Genomic DNA, 21,885 nt, shown 5'->3' with positions numbered 1-21,885 from the left:
AACTTTTCCTCTTCAAACCACTTCAGATTGCCGGCACGCCCATGGCCCGTGCGGCCAGCTGGCGTTTCAGCAAAGGTAGACCATCTACCCAGGAAAGACCAAGATTGCGCATCAGGGTCAAACCGGGATCCTTATTACCAAATAACGCTTTGAAACCGCTCATGCCCGCCATGATCATCCAGTTATCCCCCTTGCGAGCACGCTGATAGGCCTTGAGCCAACGCTCTGCCGCCGGAGACTGGCCACGCTGACGCGCCTGCGCGAGTTGCTGCAATAATGCTGCCACGTCCTTGAAGCCCAGATTGACACCCTGCCCAGCCAGCGGATGAATAGTGTGAGCGGCATCGCCCACCACCACCACACCGTCACTGTAATACTGCCAGGCATGACGCATCTTCAGCACAAAACTGCTGCGTTCGCTGACCGCCTCGATACGGCCGAGACGATGTTCGCTGGCTTCGGTCAGGGCAGCACAAAATCCGTCGTCATCCAGCTTAAGCAGGGCTCTGGCATGGTCCGCTTCCGTGGACCAGACAATCGAGCAGCGCTGCGGGTGATCCAATGGCAGTAACGCCAGCGGACCATCAGGCATAAAACGTTGCCATGCCGTCTGCTGGTGCGGCAGGGCTGTGGCAACGGTGGCGACGATAGCATGATGGCCGTAATCTCGCTCACACTGGGTCAGGCCCGCCAGTTGCCGGATGCGGGACTGAGCCCCATCAGCACCGATGACCAGCTTACCGGTCAGCTGCTCACCATCATCCAGTGTCACCACGCGCTGACCATCACGCAGCAACGACAGTGCCCGCACGCGCCGCTGCGCAAAACAGACAACCTCGCTGCGTGCAACCGCTTCATGCAGTGCCGCGAGGGTGACGCGGTTCTCAACAATATGTCCCAGTTCAGCCCAGTGCATTTCGGCTGCAGAAAAACGGATATGCCCGACTCCCGCAGCATCCCATACCTGCATATGCTGATAGGGGCTGACCCTTTGAGCCTGCATCAGTGGCCAGACACCGAGAGTGACCAGCAACTGCCGACTGGCTTCGGTCAGCGCACTGACGCGCAGATCATAGTCACCCACTCCTTGCCCCTGCTCGACCGCAAGGCTGAGTGGCATGGGCATAACGTCCACCAGCGCCACATGCCAGCCCTGACGACTAGCCCCTACGGCCAGAGCAGCACCGACCATGCCAGCACCGGCGATAATCAGATCAAAATGCTGAGTTGAAGCAGACATCGGAAACTCCATCAGGCGCCATGCAGACGCGCCCGCGTGCCGTCCAGTCCCATGGCAGCGCGTGCCAGACGATGACGTGCAGGGGCAAACATGTTCAGGCCCACCAATCCCAGATCACGCACCAGTTGCACTGGGAAGCGGGGTTCAGCAAAAACCTTCATAACTTTGTCGCTGAAAGCGATGGTGCGCATCTGATCCTGACGACGTTGCTCGACAAATGCATTGAGATGAGTCAGCTGCCCCAGATCTTCGCCCTGCTGATGCAGCCGTCCAAGGCGCTCGGCCAGATCAGCCACACCACGCAAGGCCAGGTTGTAGCCCTGCCCGGCAATCGGGTGCAGGGCGTGCGCTGCATTGCCCAGCACCACCAGACGACTACGGACCTGTTCCCGCGCCTGCTTCAGCGCCAGAGGATAACAATAACGCTCACCGATGCGACTGAAACGCCCGAGGCGGTAGCCGAAGACCTGCTGAACCTCTTTGAGGAGGGTCGCATCATCCCAGTCCATGCGTTCACCGATCAGCTCATCCGGCGTGGTCCACACCAGCGCGCAGCGATGACTGCCGTCATCACTGTCAGTCAGCGGCAGCAGAGCAAGGGGGCCTTCAGCGGTGAATCGTTCAAAGGCGACCCCAGCATGAGCCTTGCCCGGTGTCAGGGTGCTGACCAAAGCAAACTGATTGTAGGGGGCTTCCTGATAATCAAGACTCAGCTGCTCGCTGAGGCTGGAACGCCCGCCCTCGGCCAGTACCACCAGAGCCGCACTCAATTGCTGTTGCTGTTGCTGATCCTGATGGTGAATAGTCACCTGTGCCCGTTCAGCAGCCATAGTGATGGCGGTCACTTCCGCCGGGCACAGCCAGCTGATCGCCTCACCACCCTGTTGCTGCAGATGGCTGAGCAGCACGCGGCCAATCCAGTGGTTCTCCACGACATAGCCCAGAGCCGCCACACCCTCTTCGGCAGCATGCAATCGGGTGGTACCGAAATGACCGCGGTCGGACACATGAATATGTTCAATGGCACAGACACGTTCGCTCAATGCCTGCCATACCCCCATTTCCTCATAGATCAGCCGGGTACCATAAGACAACGCTGTACCGCGCGCATCATAGCTTGGCTGATAAGGCTCGCTGGCAAGAGAGGGTAAGGGAACGGCCTCCACCACAGCAATACGCATGCCATGGCGTTTGGCCATGGGCAGCAGAGCACAGGCCAGACTGGCTCCCACCAGACCACCGCCGACGATAATCACATCGAAATGCTGTACTTCACTGTTCATACTGCCTGCCATCAGCCCCGCGCCTCTGCCATCAGTGCCTCGATCTCAGAGACTGTCTTGGGGGCCAGTGCCGTCAGGACTTCAGGCTCCGCATCCGTGACCAGCACATTGTCTTCTATACGGATGCCGATACCACGCCAGCGCTCTTCAACCCTGGTATTCGCCGGATTGATGTAGATCCCGGGCTCAATGGTCGTCACCATGCCGGGCTGCAGGGCTCGCCATTGCCCCTGCTGGCGATAACTGCCGACGTCATGAACATCCATCCCCAGCCAGTGGCCAATACGATGCATGTAGAAATCCCGATAAGCTCCCTGCTCAATCAGGCCATCGACACTGCCTTGCAGTATCCCCAGATCGACCAGACCCTGCGTAAGAATGTTTACCGATACGTCGTGCAACTGATCAAAGCCCACACCGCTGCGGGAGCGTTCAATACAGGCCAGCTCCGCTGCCAGCACGATGTCATAGACAGCGCGTTGTTCAGCTGAAAAGCGGCCATTGACCGGGAAGGTACGCGTCACATCACCCGCGTAGTAGTCAAGTTCACACCCCGCGTCGATCAGCACCAGATCACCGTCTCGCAGACGCTGATCATTATTGATGTAATGCAGCACACAGGCATTGGCACCACCACCGACAATACTGCCGTAGGCGGGCCAGCGACTGCCGTGACGAGAAAATTCGTGCAGAATTTCCCCTTCCAGCTGGTATTCCCACATCCCCGGCTGACACACCGTCATGGCACGGCGATGGCCAAGCGTGGTAATGCGCCCGGCTTCACGCATCTGCTGCTGTTCAGCGGGGGTTTTAAATAAGCGCATCTCATGCAGCACATCATCCAGTTGCCGCACCTGTGCTGGCGCCTGAACACCGCTGCGGGCCTGACGTCGGGTGCTCGCCAACCATTGCCCGATGCGTTGCACCACAGGGTCGCGACTGTCAAAGCTATAGAACAGCTGTTGTCTTCCGGCCAGCAGCTGCGGCAGCTGCTGGTCCAGCTCTTCGACGTTGAAGGCCTGATCGGCACCGTACCGGGCCATACAACCCTCAGGGCCGGCTCGATAGCCTTCCCAGATCTCCATGGCCTGATCACGAGGCTGGCAGAACATCACCACCTCACCTTCACCGCGACCCGGCACAAGCACCAGCCAGGCGGATGGCTCAGCAAATCCGGTCAGATAATAAAAATCGCTGTCCTGACGAAAATAGTATTCAACGTCGCGGTTACGCGGGCTCAGCTCGGCGCCAGCCACAATGGCGACGCTACCTTCGGGCAGCGTGTCGAGCAGGCGACGACGGCGACTGGCGTATTCGGCAAGGGGAAGTGTCTGCATAGATGGTCCCTGATGCGGCCAGCAGCCATCAGGCTGCCAGCGAATGATCCACTCAGTGCAAGGTGCGGTTGGGGTTGACCGGTTGTTCCTGCTGGTTACAGGCAGTAAATAGCATGATGGCCACCACCCGCACGTACTCCAGCAATTCCATCAGGTCAGCCTCGTCGGACTCCTGTTCCTCCAGGGCCATATCGCTCAACTGGGTGAAACGACTGAGATCCTGAATCGACTCACGCGCATCCTCATCCAGATTTTCATCCACCTGGCCACCACCCATGCCATAGCCGTGCAGAAAACCATAGCACCAGCTGCCAAGGGCCTGTGATCGCTGCGCAACGGCATAGTCGTCATCAGGCACGATCAGGGTGAACTCGAACACGCCTTCCTCCAGCTGACGCAGGGTGACATCGTACAGCTGGGCCAGAGCCGTTTTCGCCTGCGCAGACTCGGGGACATCAATATCCAGCAACTGAGCAGACTGCTTGAGCCAGTCATCAGTACTCCAGCGTCGCCCGGCTGTCAGGAAACCACAGAGAGTGCCATGCAACTCAGAAGGAGAGCCCAGAGCGCCAATCTGAATAAACAGATTGCTCAAGGAGTCAAAATCAGGTAACGCGGTAGACGAGGACATGAATACGCTCTGCCTGGACGGTGCATGGAGTCCCGCCAACGGGGACAACAAAGACTTATGCAAATTTGATACAGGTCCACTATCATACTACTGCCGATCCAGAGTGGAAAACCTGTGTGGCACGCTTCGGATCAAGGTCAATGGAAAGACCTCGTAACCAAATAGCGCCCCTCCCGCACTAACACTGAGTTACACTGCTTTACCTGCAGAACACCGGCTGGGCTATCGGCACTATAATTCTTAGGCGCAGCTTCATTTGCGCCATGCTGGCCACGACAATTCAGATATCTTGTCTGGGTGAAAGAAGTCAGCAGATAACACAATCACTCCGCAAGCCATCGAAAAGGTTTGGAGCTTCTAGGTATGAGTCGTCAAACTGCCACTACTGTGGCAATTACCATTCTGGACAAGGAATTCCTGATTAACTGCCCAGAGGAAAGCAAGGACGAGTTGCTGCTATCGGCCAAACTGCTCGATCAGCGCATGCGTCAGGTACGGCAGAGCGGCAAGGTGCATGGCATGGAGCGCATCGCCATCATGACGGCACTGAATCTGTCTTACGAACTGCTGGGCATGCAACGCGCCAACGAGCAGGCTGATCGTCAGGCCCGCGCTCTGGCTGAGCGGGTTGATCAGGTATTGAACCCAACCCCGGCAGATGCTGAGGAAGGCAAGGAATAATAAATTTCAAGTCCTGACATCCCCATGCAAGTGTGTATAATCGCACCCAGCTCCCTGGGGTGTTCGATACATCTGCTAGATCCCTCGAGCCGATAATCACTTTATCAAGGGAATGTCTCGTGGTTTTCTTTGTGCATGTCCGCTTGACGGAAAGCCTTCTGAAAACTCAGGCGTTCCCACTCTGAACCTTTGGTTCAGGGTACAGGCGGATAACGGCATCATCGGGGAGTCCTTTTCTCCTTTCCTGGCGAAGTAGCTGATTTGGTTAGCTACATGGCTCATCACACAGTTCTACAGTCAACTTTTGTTGTAACGACTAGCAAACTCATCGCACGTTGCCGCCAATTACGAATCTGTCGCCAGCAGGCATGACCACCAGCGCAACTGCCGCTAGTATTGGCTCTCACCTCTTCAGCACTTCCCAACCACCGAATGGCGCACAGTGTGATGAACTCAACAGTTGCCAGTCTACCTACCCACTCTGCAGCTGCATCTGTCGATGATCTGCAACTACTGGAGCAACAGAAGCAGCAGTTGCGTCGGCAGATGCGTCACCTGCGCCGCAGCCTGTCAGCTCAGCAACAACGGCATGCTGCCAGGTCGCTGGTACGCCGCATGGCCGCTCATCCCGCCTTTATCAGCAGCAAGCATCTGGCACTGTATCTGAGTAATGATGGTGAAATTGATCCGCGCCCGCTGATCCACAAAGCCTGGTCAATGCACAAGCACGTCTATTTGCCGGTACTGCACCCACTGAATGACCATCGTATGCTGTTCCAGCACTACACCGCGGACACACCGATGGTGCGCAATCGCTTTGGTATTGAAGAGCCACGCTTTGATGTGTCAGCCCAGCGCCCGGCCTGGACTCTGGATCTGATCTGCATGCCACTGGTGGCGTTTGATGCAGGTGGAAATCGGCTGGGAATGGGAGGTGGCTTCTATGATCGGGCGTTTGCCTTCCTGCACCGCGGCTATCTGTCAACACGCATGATAGGACTGGCACATCAGGGGCAAGAAGTACCGCAACTGCCGGTCGCCAGCTGGGACATTCCATTACAGGGAATCATGACGGACGGTGGCTGGTGTCCCGCATCAGGCACTGGGGACACCGCTGACACACAAACAGCACCGTCAGGGATGTCTAACGGCATAAAGCAGAAGAGCTGAACCAACGGTCCTTAACCGACTGACCCCAGCAACGACTGGATCAGGGCAAACAACTGCACATCACTTTGCGAGTAACCGGTGATGCAGAAACCGACAACAAATACGAGAAACAACAGGGTCAGCATATCGGGCCGACTATTCATGGCGTAACCTTTCCTCTTAACTCAAAAACCGACGCCAGCCACACTGGATTTATCCCCGCAAGCAACGGGAAACCACGTAAAAATGTGCGCTAAAAATTAACACTTTCTGTCCGCTTGAAAAGGTAAGATTTGTAATTTTTTTTTGCAACTAAGGTCGTAGTAAAGACGGTGTAAATTGCGACTTTTCACGCCGCAAAAAGTGCGCCCTGGAGAGGTATAACCATGACATTCTGGCTATTGAAAAGTGAGCCTGACACCTTCGGCATTGAACATCTTGAAAGGCAACCAGATCAGCGCAGTGGCTGGGATGGCGTGCGAAACTACCAGGCCCGCAACTTCCTGCGCGATCAGATCAAACTGGGCGACCTGGCCTTTTTCTACCACTCCAGCTGCCCACAGCCAGGCATTGTCGGCATCGTTGAGATTGTGCGCGAGGGTTACCCTGATCCCAGCGCGTTTGACCCGACATCAAAATATTTTGATGCCAAGTCTGAACCCGGCAAAGTTCGCTGGTATCAGGTCGATGTCCAGCTTCGTGAAAAGTTCACTGACGTCATCCCCCTGCAGGCGCTGAAGCTGGACAGCCAGCTGGCCAGTATGCCGCTGATCAATCGCAGCCGCCTGTCAGTACAGCCCGTCAGTGAAGAGCACTGGCGGCATATCCTGAGTCACTATTCTCACTGACGCTGAAAAGCTCTGGACTGGTCCTCAGCCCGTGCCGAGACTCAGCCCAAGCAGCGGATAGAGCATCAGGGTGATCGGCAGGGTTGCCATCGCCAGCAAGGTCTGCGCGGTAATGATCCCCGCCATCAGGGGGGCATCGCCGCCCATCTGCCGCGCCAGAATATAGGACGAAGAGGCCGTCGGCAGCGCAGCAAACAGAATCAGCACCTGCGTCACCAGCGGCTCCGCCCCCCATATTCGGGCCAGCATCAGAGCGACCAGTGGCAACGCCAGGAATTTCGCCACACAGGCCCATCCCAGCGGTGCGATAGCACCACGCAATGCGCGCAGATTCAGTGCAAAGCCCACCGCCAGCAGACCCACAGGTAAGGCCGCCTGGCTGAGAATGCCCAAGGCCGGTTTGCTCCAGAACGGTAAACCAATTCCACTGACATTCAGCAGCACACCCATCACGCAACCAAGGATCAGTGGATTTCTAGCGATCTGCATCGCTGTTGCGCCCCAGCTGACCTTTTCCCCCTGCCCGCCATAAAAGGCAAAGATCAGCACACACAGCACGTTGATCAGCGGGATCATGATGGCAATGGTGACCGCCGCCACAACTATGCCCTGATCACCGTACAACTGATTGACTGCCGCCAGCCCGACATAAGTATTGAAACGGATACCCCCCTGATAGAAGGAGGTAAAGGCGGCAGGCGTCGCCGAAACCCAGTGCCGTACGGCCACCAGCATGACCGTCGCCACCAGCAGCATGGCTACCACCAGCAGCACGATGTCACTCACCGCCACCCCGGCAAAGTGTGCCGGGGCCAGATTGTGAATCAGCAGTGCCGGAAACAGCAGGTAATAGGTAAAGCGCTCTGCCAGTGGCCAGAAGCCATCTCCGGGAAATTGCCAGCGCTGCAGGGCATAGCCAAGCAACACCAGTAGAAAGATCGGACCGAGGGCATCAAGAGTGGCAGTCATGGCGATAACATCGATAGAGTGAAGGACCACCGTGTTTATAGCAGAGCGCCCTGGGACAGCCCAGAACTCCGTCGTCACAAATGGCTATTGCCTGGGGTGATAGCGGCTGAAACACGGCACTTGCGCAGTAATGCCTGAACACGTCACGACCAGAGTCACTCTGCTGCCGACAGCGACAGGAAAATTCCCGTATCATGACAGACTCCACACTTTGATAGCGCGTCGCCCATGCAGCTCACACCTCCTCATCACAGCCTGCGCAATCCCGTTCCCTGGCTGATCGGTGGACTGCTCCTGCTGCTTGGTATTGCCCTGATCGCCATCACGGCACTGTGGAGTTACCGCTCGACCCTGGAAAGCCTCGAAGCTCAGGGTGAAAACATGATGGACCGCTTCTCCACCGGTCTGGAGCGTGAGCTGTCGAAGTACGAATATCTGCCAGAACTGCTGTCGACCCACCCGGAACTGATTCGTCTGGCGCAGCACCCTGATGATGCGGGCCTGCAGCTGCGTATCAATCAGCAGCTGCATCGCTCCAATGCCGTCGCTGGCGCCTCGGTGATGTACCTGATGAGCACCGATGGCCAGACCATTGCCTCCAGCAACTGGCAGGACGACGACTCCTTCGTGGGCAAGAACTTTAACTATCGCCCTTACTTTACTCAGGCCATGCAGGGACAGACCGGACGCTACTTTGCCCTGGGCACCACGTCCAATATCCGCGGTTACTTCTTTGCCTACCCGCTGCGCGCCAATGATCGCATCATCGGTGTGCTGGTAGTCAAAGTGGCCGTCAACCGTCTGGAGTCGCTGTGGAAGAATGATCACTCCACCACCATCGTCACCGACAAAGACGGCGTCATCTTTATCAGCACCCGCGCCAACTGGCAGCTGAAGACCCTGACACCACTGACGCCTGCGGCGCAGCAACGCATTGTCGAAAGCCAGCGCTATGGCCCGCGCGAGCTGACCTCGCTGTCCATCGTTGAGAAACGCCAGCTCAGCGCCAGCTCATCGCTGGTAACCATTCTTGATTCAGCGGGCAACGGCAGGCCGCAAAGCAGCCTGGCCGAAGACATTCATACCGTAGCCTACCTGCAGCAACAGCGGCCCATTCCCAACTATGATTTCACCCTGCGCACCTTTACCCGCCTGAGCAGCCTCTACAGCCAGGTGCTCAACCATGTGGTACTGGTCACGACCCTCTATGTCATTCTGGTGATGATCGGCGTTTTTATCCGCCTGCGCCGGCGTATCCGTTCAGAACGTGAAGCCTTCCACCACCAGTCCAGCCAGACCCGCGCCCTCAACAAGGCACGTATTCAGGCCATCATCGACAACACTCACGCAGGCCTTGTCACGCTGGATACCGATGGTCGTATCGAGTCCTTCAACCCCATGGCAGAAGCCCTGTTCGGCTATGACTGGCAACACATCAAGGGCCACTTTATCAGCGAGCTGTTTGCTGAGGCCAACCGCAGCCAGTGCTGGCAGCGGATCGAAACCCTGAAACAGACACCTCACGACGCACCCGCTGCAGAGCTGCTGCTGGAAGCCCGGGGGCTGCGTGCTGACCGCAGCGAATTCCCCATCGAATGGGTAATAGGTGATATGCACCTGCAGGATGAACGCAAGTTTCTTATCACTATCCACGACATTACCGAGCGCAAACGCTATGAACAGGCACTGCATCACGCCCGTGATGAGCTGGAGCAGCGCGTGGAGGAACGCACCACTGACCTCAGCCTGACCAATGCCCGGCTGCTGCAGGAAATCGATGAGCATCGCCAGACCCAGAACGAGCTGATCCAGACAGCCAAACTGGCCCTGTTAGGGCAGATGTCCGCCAGCATCAACCATGAGCTGAACCAGCCACTGGCGGCCATTCGCAGCTTCAGCGAGAACGCCCGGCACTTTGTCGAACGGCAGGAATACGAGCGGGCGCACAGCAATCTGGCCACCATCATCCAGCTGACGGAGCGTATGGCCAGGATGATTGCCCAGTTCAAGGTCTTTGCCCGCAAATCCAGCGGCCAGCCCGAGCCGCTGCAGTGGAAGACCGTGCTGGATGGAGCACTGGCCATGCTGCACAGCCAGCTGGAGAAGTATCACACCACCATCAATATTGAACCGGCCAGCCCCTATGCCTGGGTACAGGGCGACATGCTGCAGCTGGAACAGGTACTGATCAATATCCTCACCAATGCCCTGCAGGCCATGCATGAAAGTGGCCATACCGCGGCGGCTCCGTCAGGCGCCAATCGTATCGATATCTATCTGGAAACCTCCCTCCCGGGCCGGGTAACGCTGTGCGTTCGCGATCATGGCCCGGGCATCCCGGACACCCATCTGCCCCGGGTGTTTGAGCCATTTTTCACTTCCAAGCCCATCGGCCAGGGGCTCGGCATCGGCCTGTCGATCTCCCATCGCATCGTCGACAACCTGCACGGTGAGCTGAGTGCGGAGAACCATCCCGAGGGGGGGGCGCTGTTTCGTATCAGCCTGCCGGCGGCTCACCCTGTGCAGCGCACTAGTCCCATGATAGGGTAGCGCCCATTCCATTGCGCTCCGCTACTTCAGGCACCTTGTCAGGATCAGGATACCCATGAGCACAGCCAACACCGTGCCCTCTTTACGCCAGGCCATGCTCTGGCCGTTACTGCTGATGGTCTATACTCTGCTCTGCGGCACGCTGCTGACAGGGCAGGCCCATGCGGATCCCGACAACTACGACCCGGGCAAACTGGCGCAGCGCAAGCTCGATGCGCTGGACGCCAACGATACCAGCACCGATACCAAGCAGCTGCGTGACCTCTACAATCAGGCCATCCAGCTCAGTCAGGATCGTCAGGAGTATATCGATCAGGCTAACGGCTATGACCAGCTGCTGAAAAACTTTGCCCAGCAGACCCGCGAGCTGCAGAGCCAGATCGACAACTTCAAGAGCACTCCGGCTCCCTACGAATACGACAAGAATCAGAGCCAGCTGGAGCAGGAACTGTCGATTCGCAATGCCGACCTTTACAACCTGCAGAACAGCCTGACCACCGCGCGCAATGCGGTCAGTGCTCTCACCAGCCGCAGTGTGACCGCCCGTGAAGAGCTGAATCAGCGCAAGGCGGAAATGGATCAGGTCAACGAGCAGATCACCCAGGCCAACCGCGCTGGCGCCGCCGATGTGCTCAGCGAGGCGACCATGATCATGCTGTCGGCCAAGCGTAACGCCCTCACGGCTGAGCTGCGCATGCTGGAACTGGAGCTGCTGAGCGTGCCCAACCGCGCCACGCTGGCGGAGCAGAAGCGCCAGCTGCTGGAGCTGCAGACCAAGGACATGAGTATCCAGGTCGATACCCTGCAACAGCAGATCAGCCTGCTGCGTCGTCAGGACACCGAAAAGACCGTTGAAGCCAACCGCAAACTGACTGATCAGGCCAGCGACAGCCCGCCGCTGATCAAGAAGCAGCTGGAGCTGAACCAGCAGCTGAGCGATGAGCTCAGCACCATGACCACCAACATCGAAAACGCGCAAAAACAGGCAGATCAGATTGATGGCCAGTCGCGCATGCTGACCCAGCGCTATCAGGATCTGAAAAAGCAGCTGGACCTGCTCAAGGTCAGCGTTGCCTTCGGCGAGACGCTGCGCAGCGAACTGCGCGACTTGCCCCCTGCCCTGCCCGCCAAGCAGCTGAGTGATCAGCTGGATCAGCTGCAGCTGAAGATTTACGACTACGACCAGCAGCTCAATCAGCTCGATAACCGTGAAGTGTTGCTGGAGCAGTATCAGGATGATCCCGAATTCCAGAACCTCAGCGAAGCCGATCGCAAGACCTTCACCGAGCTGCTGGATGTGCGCAAGGAAATTCTCAGCAAGCTGTCCTCCAGCGCCAGCAGCTATGTCAGTGTTCTGGCGCAGGTAGACCTGTCCAACAACCAGTTGCAGCAACAGCTGCAGCAGTTCCGCAGCCTGATCGATGAACACCTGCTATGGGTGCCTTCGGCCCGCCCGGTCAACTTCAGCTGGGTGATGGACTGTCTGGTGGCGGTCAGCGCGCTGTTGATGCCCCATTACTGGAAGAGCGTGGTCAGCTCCATCACCCCCGATACCCTTAGCACCACAGCCGCGCTGTTCATGATTTTGCTGATGCTGTCTCTGCGGCGGGTGGCCGCCAACCGCTGTGACGAAGTGGCGGCAGAGATTCAGGGCAAGCTGGGCAAGGTGACGCAGGACGGTTTCCTGCTGACCCTGCGTCTGATTCTGGTATGTGCGTTCTATACCCTGCCCTGGAGTGTGATTCAGCTGACGCTGGCCTGGTATCTGCACCAGATCAGCGACAGCAATCTGTCCTATGCGCTGCAGCAGGCGCTGATTGTTCTGTCGATGCTGACGGGTCTGCATCTGCTGATGCGCAAGTTCAATCGCCCCAACAACCTGTTCATCGCCCACTTTAACTGGCCCGAGGTGCAGGTCACTCTGATCCGCCGGGTATCGCGCCGGTTGTTTCCGGTGGCCCTGCCATCGATCTTTATCATTGCCCTGACAGAAAACAATCTCGGTGATGACCTGCGCAACACCCTGGGGCGGATGGCCTTCATCATCCTCACCATCGGGCTGGCACTCTATTACTGGCGCGTATTCAAAGACCGCAAGGTGTGGGTCGGACAGAATCCTACGGCCTCCCAGCGACGTCTGTTTCTTGCCGTGCACTGGTTCTTCCCCCTGAGCCAGCTGGTGCTGCTGGGTCTGACCCTGCAGGGCTACTACTTCAGCGCCATGCTGATGAACATCAAGCTGCACCTGACCTGCTTTGCCGGGTTTGTCTGTATCTGCATCCACAGTCTGGCGATCCGCTGGCTGCTGATTGAAGAACGCCGTCTGGCGTTCAGCCGCGCCAAGTCCAAGCGTGCGGAACTGCTGGCACAGCGTGCCAAGGAGAAGGAAGCCAACCCCAACAGCCAGGTTTCCAGCACCGAGATGTCCATCGACCCGCCGGAAGAAAACCTGATCGATCTGCAGACTGTCAGTGAGCAGTCACGCAAGGTGCTGAACCTGCTGATCATGTTCGGTCTGGTGGTCGTGCTGTGGGGGATCTGGTCCGATCTGTTCACTTCCCTCTCCTTCCTTGATCAGATCAAGCTGTGGGACAGCTCCGTCACCGTCAACGGCAGTACCGAGCTGGCACCGATCTCACTCAAGGCGGCACTGCTGTCACTGGCGGTATTCCTGCTGACCTTCGTTGGCGTGCGTAACCTGCCGGGGGTACTGGAACTACTGATTCTGCAGCGCATCGAACTGTCACCCGGTACCGGCTACGCCATCACTACCCTGACCAAGTACACTCTGGTGCTGGTAGGTATTCTCGTGGGCTTTTCCATCCTCGGTTTTGACTGGTCGAAACTGCAGTGGCTGGTGGCAGCGCTCGGTGTGGGACTGGGCTTTGGCTTGCAGGAAATCTTCGCCAACTTTATCTCTGGTCTGATTCTGCTGTTTGAAAAGCCTATCCGCATCGGCGACACCGTCACCATCAATGGTTTGTCGGGGACAGTGACCAAGATCCAGATTCGTGCCACGACCATCGTCGACTGGGACCGCAAGGAAATCATCGTCCCCAACAAGACCTTCATCACCCAGCAGCTGGTGAACTGGTCACTGAGTGATGCCATCACCCGCATCGTGGTCAATATCGGTGTGGCCTACGGTACCGATACGGCCCGTGCCGAGTACCTGATTCTGCAAGCGGCCAACGAATGCGATCTGGTGCTGGAGAATCCGCTGCCGGAGGTGTTCTTCACCAAGTTCAATAATTCCACCCTCGACTTCGAGTTGCGCTACTACGTCAACGAGCTGGGGCATCGACTGCCCTCCCAGCACCAGATTCTCAACCGTATCAATAACCTGTTCCGCGCCAACAATATCGAGATTGCCTTCCCGCAGCTGGATATCCATGTCAAGCGCGACTGGCCGAACCGTATCAACAAGGACGCCATCGGCAAGTAGCCGTAAACACGTAAACAAAACAGGCACCTACGGGTGCCTGTTGTGTGTCTGCCGATCCAGTCCGTCGCTCAGCTGGCAGCTGGCAGCGCCCGGTTACGGAAATACCGCTCGGCGATATAGAGCGCGACAAACATGACCCCACTGCCGATCAGCAGGCGCGGCATATCCGCCGCGCGGTTCCAGATCAGCAGGTTGACCACCAGCCCGGCCGGGATCAGGGCATTGTTCATTACCGCCAGCGTTCCAGCATTGACCAGCGTCGCCCCTTTGTTCCACAGGAAGTAACCCGCACCGGAGGCCACCGCCCCCAGCCACAGCAACACGCCCCATTGCGTGCTGGTGGTGGGATATTTGTTACCGCCCCAGATCAGGAAGGAAATGACGCCCACCACCAGTGCACCCATGTAGAACAACCCGAATACGGTATGCTGCGGCAGATCGGCACGCTCCTGCTCCATGATCACCTTGTACCCCACCTGTCCCATGGCAAAGCAGAGGTTGGCCCCCTGCACCACTAGAAAACCGAGCAGATAGTCTTCCGACAGATTGTCGTAGCGAATGATCGCCGCTCCGACGACGGCACCAACGGCCGCCAGCAGAAAACCGGGAGAAAAGCGCTTGTTGAGCAGGTCATAGATCAATGTCACGTACACCGGGGTGAAGATGGTAAAGATCAGCACTTCCGGTACGCTCAGCAACAGGAAGGACTTGTAGTAGAACACATACATGATCCCCAGCTGCAGCGCGCCCACCGTCATCAGCTTAGCTGCCAGCGCCGGGCGCACATTGCGCCATTTGAGAAAGGGCAGGAAGACCAGCGTGGCCAGCACGATGCGGGTCAGTACAGCAAAGTAGGAATCCACCTGCCCGGCCAGATAGACACCGATCAGGCTGAAGGAAAACGCCCACAACAGGGTTACACCGACCAGATAGGTCATGGTTTGCTCCGTTAACAGGAAAGTAAGGTGGCACAGACCACACAACGACAGGCGCCATTATAGCGACAGACATATTCTGACAAGAACCCGTCAGTGTGCGGCAGTCGAACAATAGCAAACCCTTTCAAACTCTCTGGTTGACTACTTTCCTCAGGACGAAAAAAACCCCGCTTGGGCGGGGTCGAGCGTCTGCTCAAATTGCTAACCAAAGCCGCTTTCAAAAAAGCATCGTCAGGGTTCGAGTCTGACCTGTCAGCAATGTGTGTTTCAACGATCCTGTTATGGCATACCCAGCAAGTTAGGCAGCGACATGGAAATCGCAGGTACGTAGGTCACCAGCATCAGGAAGCCCAGCAGAATCATCAGCCACGGCAAGGCCGCACGGATAGTCGCGCCCAGAGGCATCCCGGTGACGGCCGAGGTTACGAACAGGTTCAGACCCACAGGCGGGGTGATCAGGCCAATTTCCATGTTGACGACCATAATGATCCCCAGATGAATGGGGTCGATACCCAGCTTCATGGCGATAGGGAACAGAATCGGCGCCAGAATCAGGATGATGGCCGAAGGCTCCATGAAGTTACCGGCAATCAGCAGCACAATGTTGACGATCAGCAGGAACATCCAGGGTGACAGACCCAGGCTGGTAACCCACTCGGCAATATGCTGTGGAATCTGCTCGGTAGTCAGTACGTGCGCAAACAACATGGCATTGGCAATGATGAACATCAGCATGATGGTCAGCTTGCCTGCCTCCAGCAGCACATGAGGCGTCTCTTTCACTGTCATGTCCTTGTAGACAAACAGCGCAATAAAGCCTGCATAGACGGCTGCCACAGCGGCCGCTTCAGTGGGAGTAAACATCCCCGAATAGATACCACCGAGAATGATGACCATCAGCAGCAGGCCCCAGAAGGCTTTACGTGCACTGCCCATCCACTCACTGAACGTGGCACGTGGCATGGCAGGCAGGTTCTTCTTCACCGCCACGATATAGATTGCCACCATCAAAATCAGGCCCAGCAGCAGCCCTGGCACCACGCCCGCCATGAACAGTTTACCGACAGAGCTTTCGGTGGCGGCGGCATAGACCACCATGACGATGGAAGGCGGGATCAGAATTCCCAGTGTACCTGCATTACAGACGATACCGGCACCGAACTCCTGCGGATAACCCGAGCGCACCATCCCGGCAATAGCGATAGAGCCCACCGCCGCCACCGTGGCAGGCGACGAACCAGACAGCGCTGCAAACAGCATACAGGCCAGTACCGCTGCGATAGCCAGACCACCACGGATATGACCTACACAGGCATTGGCGAAATCAATCAGCCGACGAGCCACACCGCCGGTGGTCATAAAGGCACCGGCCAGCAGAAAGAACGGGATTGCCAGCAGGGTGTAGTGTTCCGAGGTTTCAAACAGCTTGATGGCCAGACCACTGACCGAGTCCTGACTGAACAGCAGAATGGTCAGGGCGCCGGAGAGGCCAAGAGAAATCGCAATAGGCACGCCAATCAGCATCAGCCCAAACAGCACGAAAAACAGGAATAGGATAGTCACGATTTATGCTCCTGCTCTTCTGCCAGTTTCAACGCATCGCCTGCTTCATCAGCCAGACCCAGGCCCGACTGCTGGCCGGTCAGAATGCGGAACAGCACTTCAATAAAACGGATCGCCACCAAAGCAAAACCGACAGGCACAATCATGCCGACATGCCATTGTTCAATACCGAAGCGACCCAGATCCTCTGCCTCGGTCGGGTGCATGAACAGGGTATGAATCCACTCGAAGCTGGACACGGTCATCAAACCGGCGTAGCCGACACAGGCCAGCGTGGCAATGATGCCGATCAGACGTTGCACGGGCTTGCTGGCCAGTTTGACCAGCGCATCCACCCCGATGTGGCCAGCGGTACGTACACCGTAGGAGATACCAATAAAGATCAGCCAGCCAAACATGGCTTTAACCAGAGCGTTACTCCAGGTCATTTCCTGCGCCGGGGTAATGAAGAAGTCACCCACCGCATAAAAGAAATCACTGACAGAGACGGATGACTCAGCGAAGAAGTCACCAAAGAAATAGAAAACCGGGTAGAGGTTATTGAGGACCACGTAGACAAAGGTCACCAACGTCATTGCCGCCAGCAGGAAGGCAATCAGCCACTCCTCCAGTCGAGCCCAGACGTGTTTGATTGCGCTCATTGGCGGCTCCGATATCAAAACTGCTAAACACGAAGAGATGCCCTCATCACCCCTGGCAGGTGATGAGGGTTGCCGGGATACATCCAGAGCGGATGTGTTATCCCTTACTGAGCTTTGTTGGCAGCCTGAGCGGCTTCGATCAGATCAGCACCGATATCACCTTCAAACTCTTTCCAAACTGGCTTCATGGCATCAACCCACTGCGCGCGTTCTTCTGGAGTCAGCTCGATGATTTCGGAGGTCTTGGCATCAACAACCTGCTGCTTGGCTTTGGCATTCAGAGCAGCCGCTTCGTTGTTAACTTCTTTGGTCACTTCGGTAACGATCTTCTCAAGCTCGGCACGTACGTCGTCAGGCAGACCGTTCCAGAACTTGGTGTTGGTGATCAGCATGTAGTCCAGTACACCGTGGTTGGATTCGGTGATGTACTTCTGCACTTCGTAGAACTTCTGCGAAGCAATGTTGGACCAGGGGTTTTCGGCACCGTTGACTACCCCGGTCTGCAGACCCTGATACACCTCGGAGAAGCTCATCTTACGGGCATTGGCTTTCAGTGCCTTGAACTGCTCTTCCAGCACTTCAGAAGCCTGCACACGGAACTTCAGACCGCGGGCATCCTTGGGCTCATGCAGCGCCTTGTTGGCAGACAGCTGCTTCATACCGTTGTGCCAGTAACCCAGACCGGTGATGCCGTTGTTCTCCATGGACTTCAGCAGAGCCTGACCAGCAGGGCCGTTCTGGAAGCGGTCAACCGCGTTGATATCATCGAACAGGAAGGGCAGATCGAAAATCTGCAGTTTTTTGGTGTATTGGCCGAATTTCGCCAGTGATGGCGCGATCATCTGTACGTCGCCCAGCAGCAGCGCTTCCATTTCCTTACCGTCACCGAACAGTGAGGAGTTGGGGTAGACCTGTACCTGAACACGACCGTTCAGTACCTTGTCTTCTTCAACCATCTTCTTGAACAGCAGCGCGCCCTGACCTTTAGGGGTGCTGTCGGCAACCACGTGGGAGAACTTGATCAGGATGGGGTCAGCAGCCTGAGCCCAACCAGCGATACCCAGGGATACGGCACATACCAGCGCTTTGGCAGTCAACTTGAACATGAGTTTTCCTCGTTATTGTACTTGTTGGTACTTACGTTTATTGGTCAGCACTTCACTCTGAACCACCGCCACGTCAGCCACTTTGCTATTCAAAGGTGGCTGCGAGCTGCGGATTCCGCAGGAGGTATGAAAAAGTCTAGGCGCACTTCCATCAAAGGCAAATGGCACACCCGGTGTGCCTGCCGTCAGCCCAAACGGGCGACAGGCCTTTTCTCCTCTTACACCTGCCTACAAGCAACCGTTATGCCAAAGCAAAGAAAGCCTTGTGGGACGTGGGCTCAAGAGATATAACCGCCAAAAGCAGACGAAGACAGGAAACAAAATTGGCGGAATGCCGCCACCCCATTTCCAGCAGGATGGCGACATTCCGCCAATTTGAAAAACACCCACATACACTGCAACAAATGCGCTATTCAGGCAGATGCTATGCGCTTTGGGCTTCGGCAGGCAGCTTCAGCCAGGTATAGGCAAAGGCGCCGAGACTGACCTCTGTCACCGCTTTCCCCTGCAACAGATCCTGTGCCTCGGCTGGCAGCGGCAGCATCAGGGTGTCAGCACTGAGGTTGGCCAGACACCACAAACGCTGACCGCTGAGATGGCAGGTGCGCTGCAAGGCAAACAGGCGACTATCGACATTGAGTACCCGCTGCGGCGAACGAGGATGAAAGGCCGGTTCCCGCCGCCGCACCGCCAGCAGATCCAGCAGCCGGCGAAACTGCTGACTGTTTTCACTGCTGCTGTCCTCCAGCACCCGCTGCACGTCACGCCAGCTGATCTTGCCGCGATTGACCCGGCGACTGACGCCGGAGGCCTGCATCCCGTGGAAGTCACTGCCCGACCCCAGCAGGCTGTGAATGTAGATGGCAGGCAAGCCCTGCAGGCTGAGCAGGATAAAATGTGCGGCCAGCATCCGACCGATACGTTCATCCATGCTGGCGGTCGGGGGTGACAGCGCATCGATATAGCTGATATTCAGCTCGTAAGGACTTTGTGAGCCATCACTGTTGGACTTGTAGCCGACTCTGCCACCGTTATCCAGACACTGCTGCATCAGCCGTCGCCGGTCCTCATCACTGAGAATCCCTTCAGTGGCACGCATGCCGATGCCGTCATGGGAGGCCAGAAAATTGAAGAACATGCTGTCACCCGGACAGTCCTCCAGCCGCTGCAGCCAGCCGTGCAGGGCCTCATTACTGGCGGTGACAAAGCTGTGCAGTACCAGCGGGGGCAAGGTGAACTGATAGACCAGATCGGCCTCATCGCGGCCCGAACCGAAGTAGGAGATATTCTCCAGATGGGGCACATTGGTCTCGGGAATGATCATCGCCCCGGGTGCCAGGGTGTTGAATACCAGCCGGATCATTTTCACGATGGCATGGGTCTGTGGCAGGTGCATGCAGCTGGTGCCCAGTGCCTTCCAGACAAAGCCGACGGCATCCAGCCGAATAAAGCGGGCACCGTTCTCCACGTAGCCCAGCAACACGTCCATCACTTCCATCAATACCCGCGGCTCAGCAAAGTTGAGATCCACCTGATCGGCACTGAAGGTGGTCCACACGTGCTTCTCCCCTGCAGCCGTCTGCACGGCGGTCAGCAGTGGCAGGGTACGGGGCCGGGTCACCATGGAATAGTCGAGGCTCGGATCAGCCTCGATAAAATACCGGCTCCAGGGTTCCTCGCTGCGCAGGTAGCCCTGAAACCAGCGGCTCCAGCGGGAAATATGATTGACCACCGCATCCAGCATCACGCCATATTCGCTGGCCAGGTGACGCACATCGCGCCACTGGCCAAGCACCGGATTGATCTGCTGATAGTCGATGACCGAGAAGCCGTCATCACTGCTGTAGGAGAAACACGGCAGGATATGCACATTGGGAATCAGCTCGCCGACGTAGGTATCGAGAAAGGCCATCAGCGTGCGTAATGTCGGTTCGCCGTCATCTATCAGGGTGTCACCGTAGGTGATCAGCATCGCATCACGTTCCGTCACCTCTGCCTGCTGCCGCAAGCGACCACCGCCTCCGCCAGCGGCCAGCCGTGACTGCCAGGGTTCAAGCCGTTCCAGCATCTGCTCCAGTACCTGCGGGTGCTGATGCGGATACAGCAGCTGCAACAGGGCGTGCAATGACCCGACAAATTCCAGTTGTTGACGCAATGGGATCATTGCCTACTCCCTTATCTGGCTATCTCTGGTTATCTCTGACTCTCTCTCACTGCCCTGTTACAGTGGCAGCTCGCGGGCCATCTTCAGGGTACGTGCCAGATTGTAGGCACACATCTCCAGATCAGCGCCGGCACTGGCCAGCATGTCTTCCCAGGCCTTGTTTTCGGTCAGGGTGGCGAACATCGACGCGGCCGGCCAGCTCAGCATCAGATTACTGGCATCACGAATAGCCCCCGACAGCATGATGGCTGGCTTGCGCTGCCTGCGCGCCAGATCCAGCACCAGCAACGGCACCTTCTCCTGCGCCGAACGCTGATCACTCTGCCCCTCGCCGGTCAGGATCAGATCGGCCTCAGCCACCTTCTGCTCCAGACCACAGGCTTCCATCACGTAACTGGCGCCGGGGAAAGCGCTGGCCCGACAGGCCACCATCAGCATGGCGCCGATACCACCAGCAGCACCGCTGTGAGCGCGGCGGGTGACATCAATCCCCAGATCACGGTGCAGCACCGCCGCTACCGCGGTCAGTGCCGCTTCAAACGCAGGCATCTGATCCTCCGCCACGCCTTTCTGCGGGCCGTAGACCCGGGTCGCACCATCAGCACCCAGAATGGGGTTGCTGACATCACAGGCCAGCTCGAAACGGGTCTTGGCGATACGCGGGTCGAACTCTGACAGATCGATATGAAACACCCGGGCCAGCTCCAGCATGTTGCCGCCCTGACAGGGGTCACCAAGCAGATTGCCATGGGCATCAAACAGACGACCGCCCAGCGCCTGAAACAATCCGGCTCCTGCTTCGTTGGTGGCGGAATCACCCAGACCAACAATGATCTTGCTCACACCCAGATCCAGTGCATGACGGATCAGCTGCCCAGTGCCATAACTGCTGGCGTGGATAGGATCGCGCTGCTCCCGCTGCAGGCAATGCAGCCCCGAAGCAGAAGCCACATCAATCACCGCCGTCTGGCCGTTATCCACCAGCCCCAGCGCCGCCTGTACCGGCCGTCCCAGTGGATCGCGGACCTCGTAATGATGCAGGGTGCCCTGCCGCTGCTGAGTCAGCAGTGCGGCGGTGCCTTCCCCGCCATTGGCAAAGGGAAACAGGGTCAGCTGATGACGAGCAAAGACCTTAGTCCAACCTGCCTCTATAGCCTGCGCTGCCTGCAGAGCAGTAAGGCTGCCCTTGAAGGCGGCGGGGGCGATGAGTAACTTCATGGCATGTCCTGACGGGGTATGACGTTTATGAGCAGCTTGCAAGAAGCGTGCATCCCTTCCAGAGGCCTTATAGCGTCTGGATTCAGTCTTTAACCGGGCAGATCAGGAGATCAGACCACCGC

At 57.3% G+C, this 21,885-nt stretch carries 17 protein-coding genes and 1 other RNA gene; 6 read left to right on the top strand and 12 right to left on the bottom strand.

Annotated elements, in window-relative coordinates; all coding sequences use genetic code 11:
- Positions 1–22 precede the first annotated feature (22 nt).
- From WH50_RS00760 to WH50_RS00745, 4 genes are read right to left on the bottom strand one after another with little or no spacing between them, the layout of a single operon-like run.
- A complete protein-coding gene (locus WH50_RS00760) occupies positions 23–1,240 on the bottom strand; it encodes a UbiH/UbiF/VisC/COQ6 family ubiquinone biosynthesis hydroxylase (RefSeq protein WP_110185648.1) in 1,218 nt (405 codons plus the stop codon).
- Between the two features lie 11 nt (positions 1,241–1,251).
- A complete protein-coding gene (gene ubiH / locus WH50_RS00755; RefSeq protein ID WP_243409932.1) occupies positions 1,252–2,535 on the bottom strand; it encodes a 2-octaprenyl-6-methoxyphenyl hydroxylase in 1,284 nt (427 codons plus the stop codon).
- Complete coding sequence (gene pepP / locus WH50_RS00750; protein ID WP_110185596.1) at positions 2,535–3,860, bottom strand: Xaa-Pro aminopeptidase; 1,326 nt, start codon at positions 3,858–3,860, stop codon at positions 2,535–2,537. The genes ubiH and pepP overlap by 1 nt, the downstream gene beginning before the upstream one ends.
- A gap of 52 nt (positions 3,861–3,912) precedes the next feature.
- On the bottom strand, positions 3,913–4,491 hold the full coding sequence (locus WH50_RS00745; RefSeq protein WP_104156059.1) for a UPF0149 family protein: 579 nt from the start codon (positions 4,489–4,491) through the stop codon (positions 3,913–3,915).
- A 363-nt stretch (positions 4,492–4,854) separates the two neighbouring features.
- Between WH50_RS00745 and WH50_RS00740 the strand changes: the two genes are divergently transcribed.
- The 3 genes from WH50_RS00740 to WH50_RS00730 all read left to right on the top strand — a co-directional run bounded on the left by WH50_RS00740 (position 4,855) and on the right by WH50_RS00730 (position 6,342).
- Positions 4,855–5,172: a cell division protein ZapA gene (locus WH50_RS00740; RefSeq protein ID WP_104156060.1), complete on the top strand. Its 318-nt coding sequence runs from the start codon at positions 4,855–4,857 to the stop codon at positions 5,170–5,172.
- Between the two features lie 48 nt (positions 5,173–5,220).
- Positions 5,221–5,404: non-coding RNA, 6S RNA (gene ssrS / locus WH50_RS00735), on the top strand.
- Between the two features lie 215 nt (positions 5,405–5,619).
- Complete coding sequence (locus tag WH50_RS00730) at positions 5,620–6,342, top strand: 5-formyltetrahydrofolate cyclo-ligase (RefSeq protein WP_110185646.1); 723 nt, start codon at positions 5,620–5,622, stop codon at positions 6,340–6,342.
- An 11-nt stretch (positions 6,343–6,353) separates the two neighbouring features.
- Here the strand turns inward: WH50_RS00730 and WH50_RS27090 are convergent, their stop codons facing one another.
- Positions 6,354–6,485 carry a hypothetical protein gene (locus WH50_RS27090; protein ID WP_279305890.1) on the bottom strand — a complete coding sequence of 44 codons (132 nt, stop codon included), beginning with the start codon at positions 6,483–6,485 and terminating at the stop codon, positions 6,354–6,356.
- A gap of 222 nt (positions 6,486–6,707) precedes the next feature.
- Here WH50_RS27090 and WH50_RS00725 point away from each other — a divergent pair, with 222 nt between their 5' ends.
- Positions 6,708–7,169, top strand: coding sequence for an EVE domain-containing protein (locus WH50_RS00725; protein ID WP_110185595.1), 462 nt, complete (start codon positions 6,708–6,710; stop codon positions 7,167–7,169).
- Between the two features lie 24 nt (positions 7,170–7,193).
- Here WH50_RS00725 and WH50_RS00720 read toward each other — a convergent pair whose 3' ends face one another.
- Positions 7,194–8,138, bottom strand: coding sequence for an AEC family transporter (locus tag WH50_RS00720; RefSeq protein WP_110185594.1), 945 nt, complete (start codon positions 8,136–8,138; stop codon positions 7,194–7,196).
- A 228-nt stretch (positions 8,139–8,366) separates the two neighbouring features.
- On the opposite strand from WH50_RS00720, the gene WH50_RS00715 reads away from it, so the two are divergent.
- Together WH50_RS00715 and WH50_RS00710 are read left to right on the top strand one after the other, a co-directional pair.
- Positions 8,367–10,688 (top strand): ATP-binding protein, encoded by a 2,322-nt coding sequence (locus WH50_RS00715; protein ID WP_110185593.1) that lies wholly within the window; start codon positions 8,367–8,369, stop codon positions 10,686–10,688.
- 55 nt (positions 10,689–10,743) lie between these two features.
- The gene (locus tag WH50_RS00710) at positions 10,744–14,133 is read left to right on the top strand and encodes a mechanosensitive ion channel domain-containing protein (RefSeq protein ID WP_110185592.1); all 3,390 of its coding nucleotides are present in this window, start codon (positions 10,744–10,746) and stop codon (positions 14,131–14,133) included.
- Between the two features lie 68 nt (positions 14,134–14,201).
- On the opposite strand, the gene WH50_RS00705 is transcribed toward WH50_RS00710, so the two are convergent.
- From WH50_RS00705 to WH50_RS00680, 6 genes are all read right to left on the bottom strand, one after another.
- Positions 14,202–15,071, bottom strand: coding sequence for a carboxylate/amino acid/amine transporter (locus tag WH50_RS00705; RefSeq protein ID WP_110185591.1), 870 nt, complete (start codon positions 15,069–15,071; stop codon positions 14,202–14,204).
- Between the two features lie 279 nt (positions 15,072–15,350).
- The gene (gene dctM, locus WH50_RS00700) at positions 15,351–16,634 is read right to left on the bottom strand and encodes a C4-dicarboxylate TRAP transporter large permease protein DctM (RefSeq protein ID WP_110185590.1); all 1,284 of its coding nucleotides are present in this window, start codon (positions 16,632–16,634) and stop codon (positions 15,351–15,353) included.
- Positions 16,631–17,275: a TRAP transporter small permease gene (locus WH50_RS00695; RefSeq protein ID WP_110185589.1), complete on the bottom strand. Its 645-nt coding sequence runs from the start codon at positions 17,273–17,275 to the stop codon at positions 16,631–16,633. The genes dctM and WH50_RS00695 overlap by 4 nt, the downstream gene beginning before the upstream one ends.
- Before the next feature lie 104 nt (positions 17,276–17,379).
- Positions 17,380–18,381 carry a TRAP transporter substrate-binding protein gene (locus WH50_RS00690; RefSeq protein WP_110185588.1) on the bottom strand — a complete coding sequence of 334 codons (1,002 nt, stop codon included), beginning with the start codon at positions 18,379–18,381 and terminating at the stop codon, positions 17,380–17,382.
- 424 nt (positions 18,382–18,805) lie between these two features.
- Positions 18,806–20,545 (bottom strand): sugar phosphorylase, encoded by a 1,740-nt coding sequence (locus tag WH50_RS00685; RefSeq protein WP_110185587.1) that lies wholly within the window; start codon positions 20,543–20,545, stop codon positions 18,806–18,808.
- Positions 20,546–20,602: 57 nt separating this feature from the next.
- Positions 20,603–21,763: a glycerate kinase gene (locus WH50_RS00680; protein WP_110185586.1), complete on the bottom strand. Its 1,161-nt coding sequence runs from the start codon at positions 21,761–21,763 to the stop codon at positions 20,603–20,605.
- Positions 21,764–21,885: the final 122 nt, after the last annotated feature.

This window comes from Pokkaliibacter plantistimulans (genome assembly GCF_003194385.1).
Lineage (GTDB): Bacteria > Pseudomonadota > Gammaproteobacteria > Pseudomonadales > Balneatricaceae > Pokkaliibacter > Pokkaliibacter plantistimulans.
Note: the sequence above shows the minus strand (reverse complement) of the source record. Positions and strands in the feature narration are given on the sequence as shown.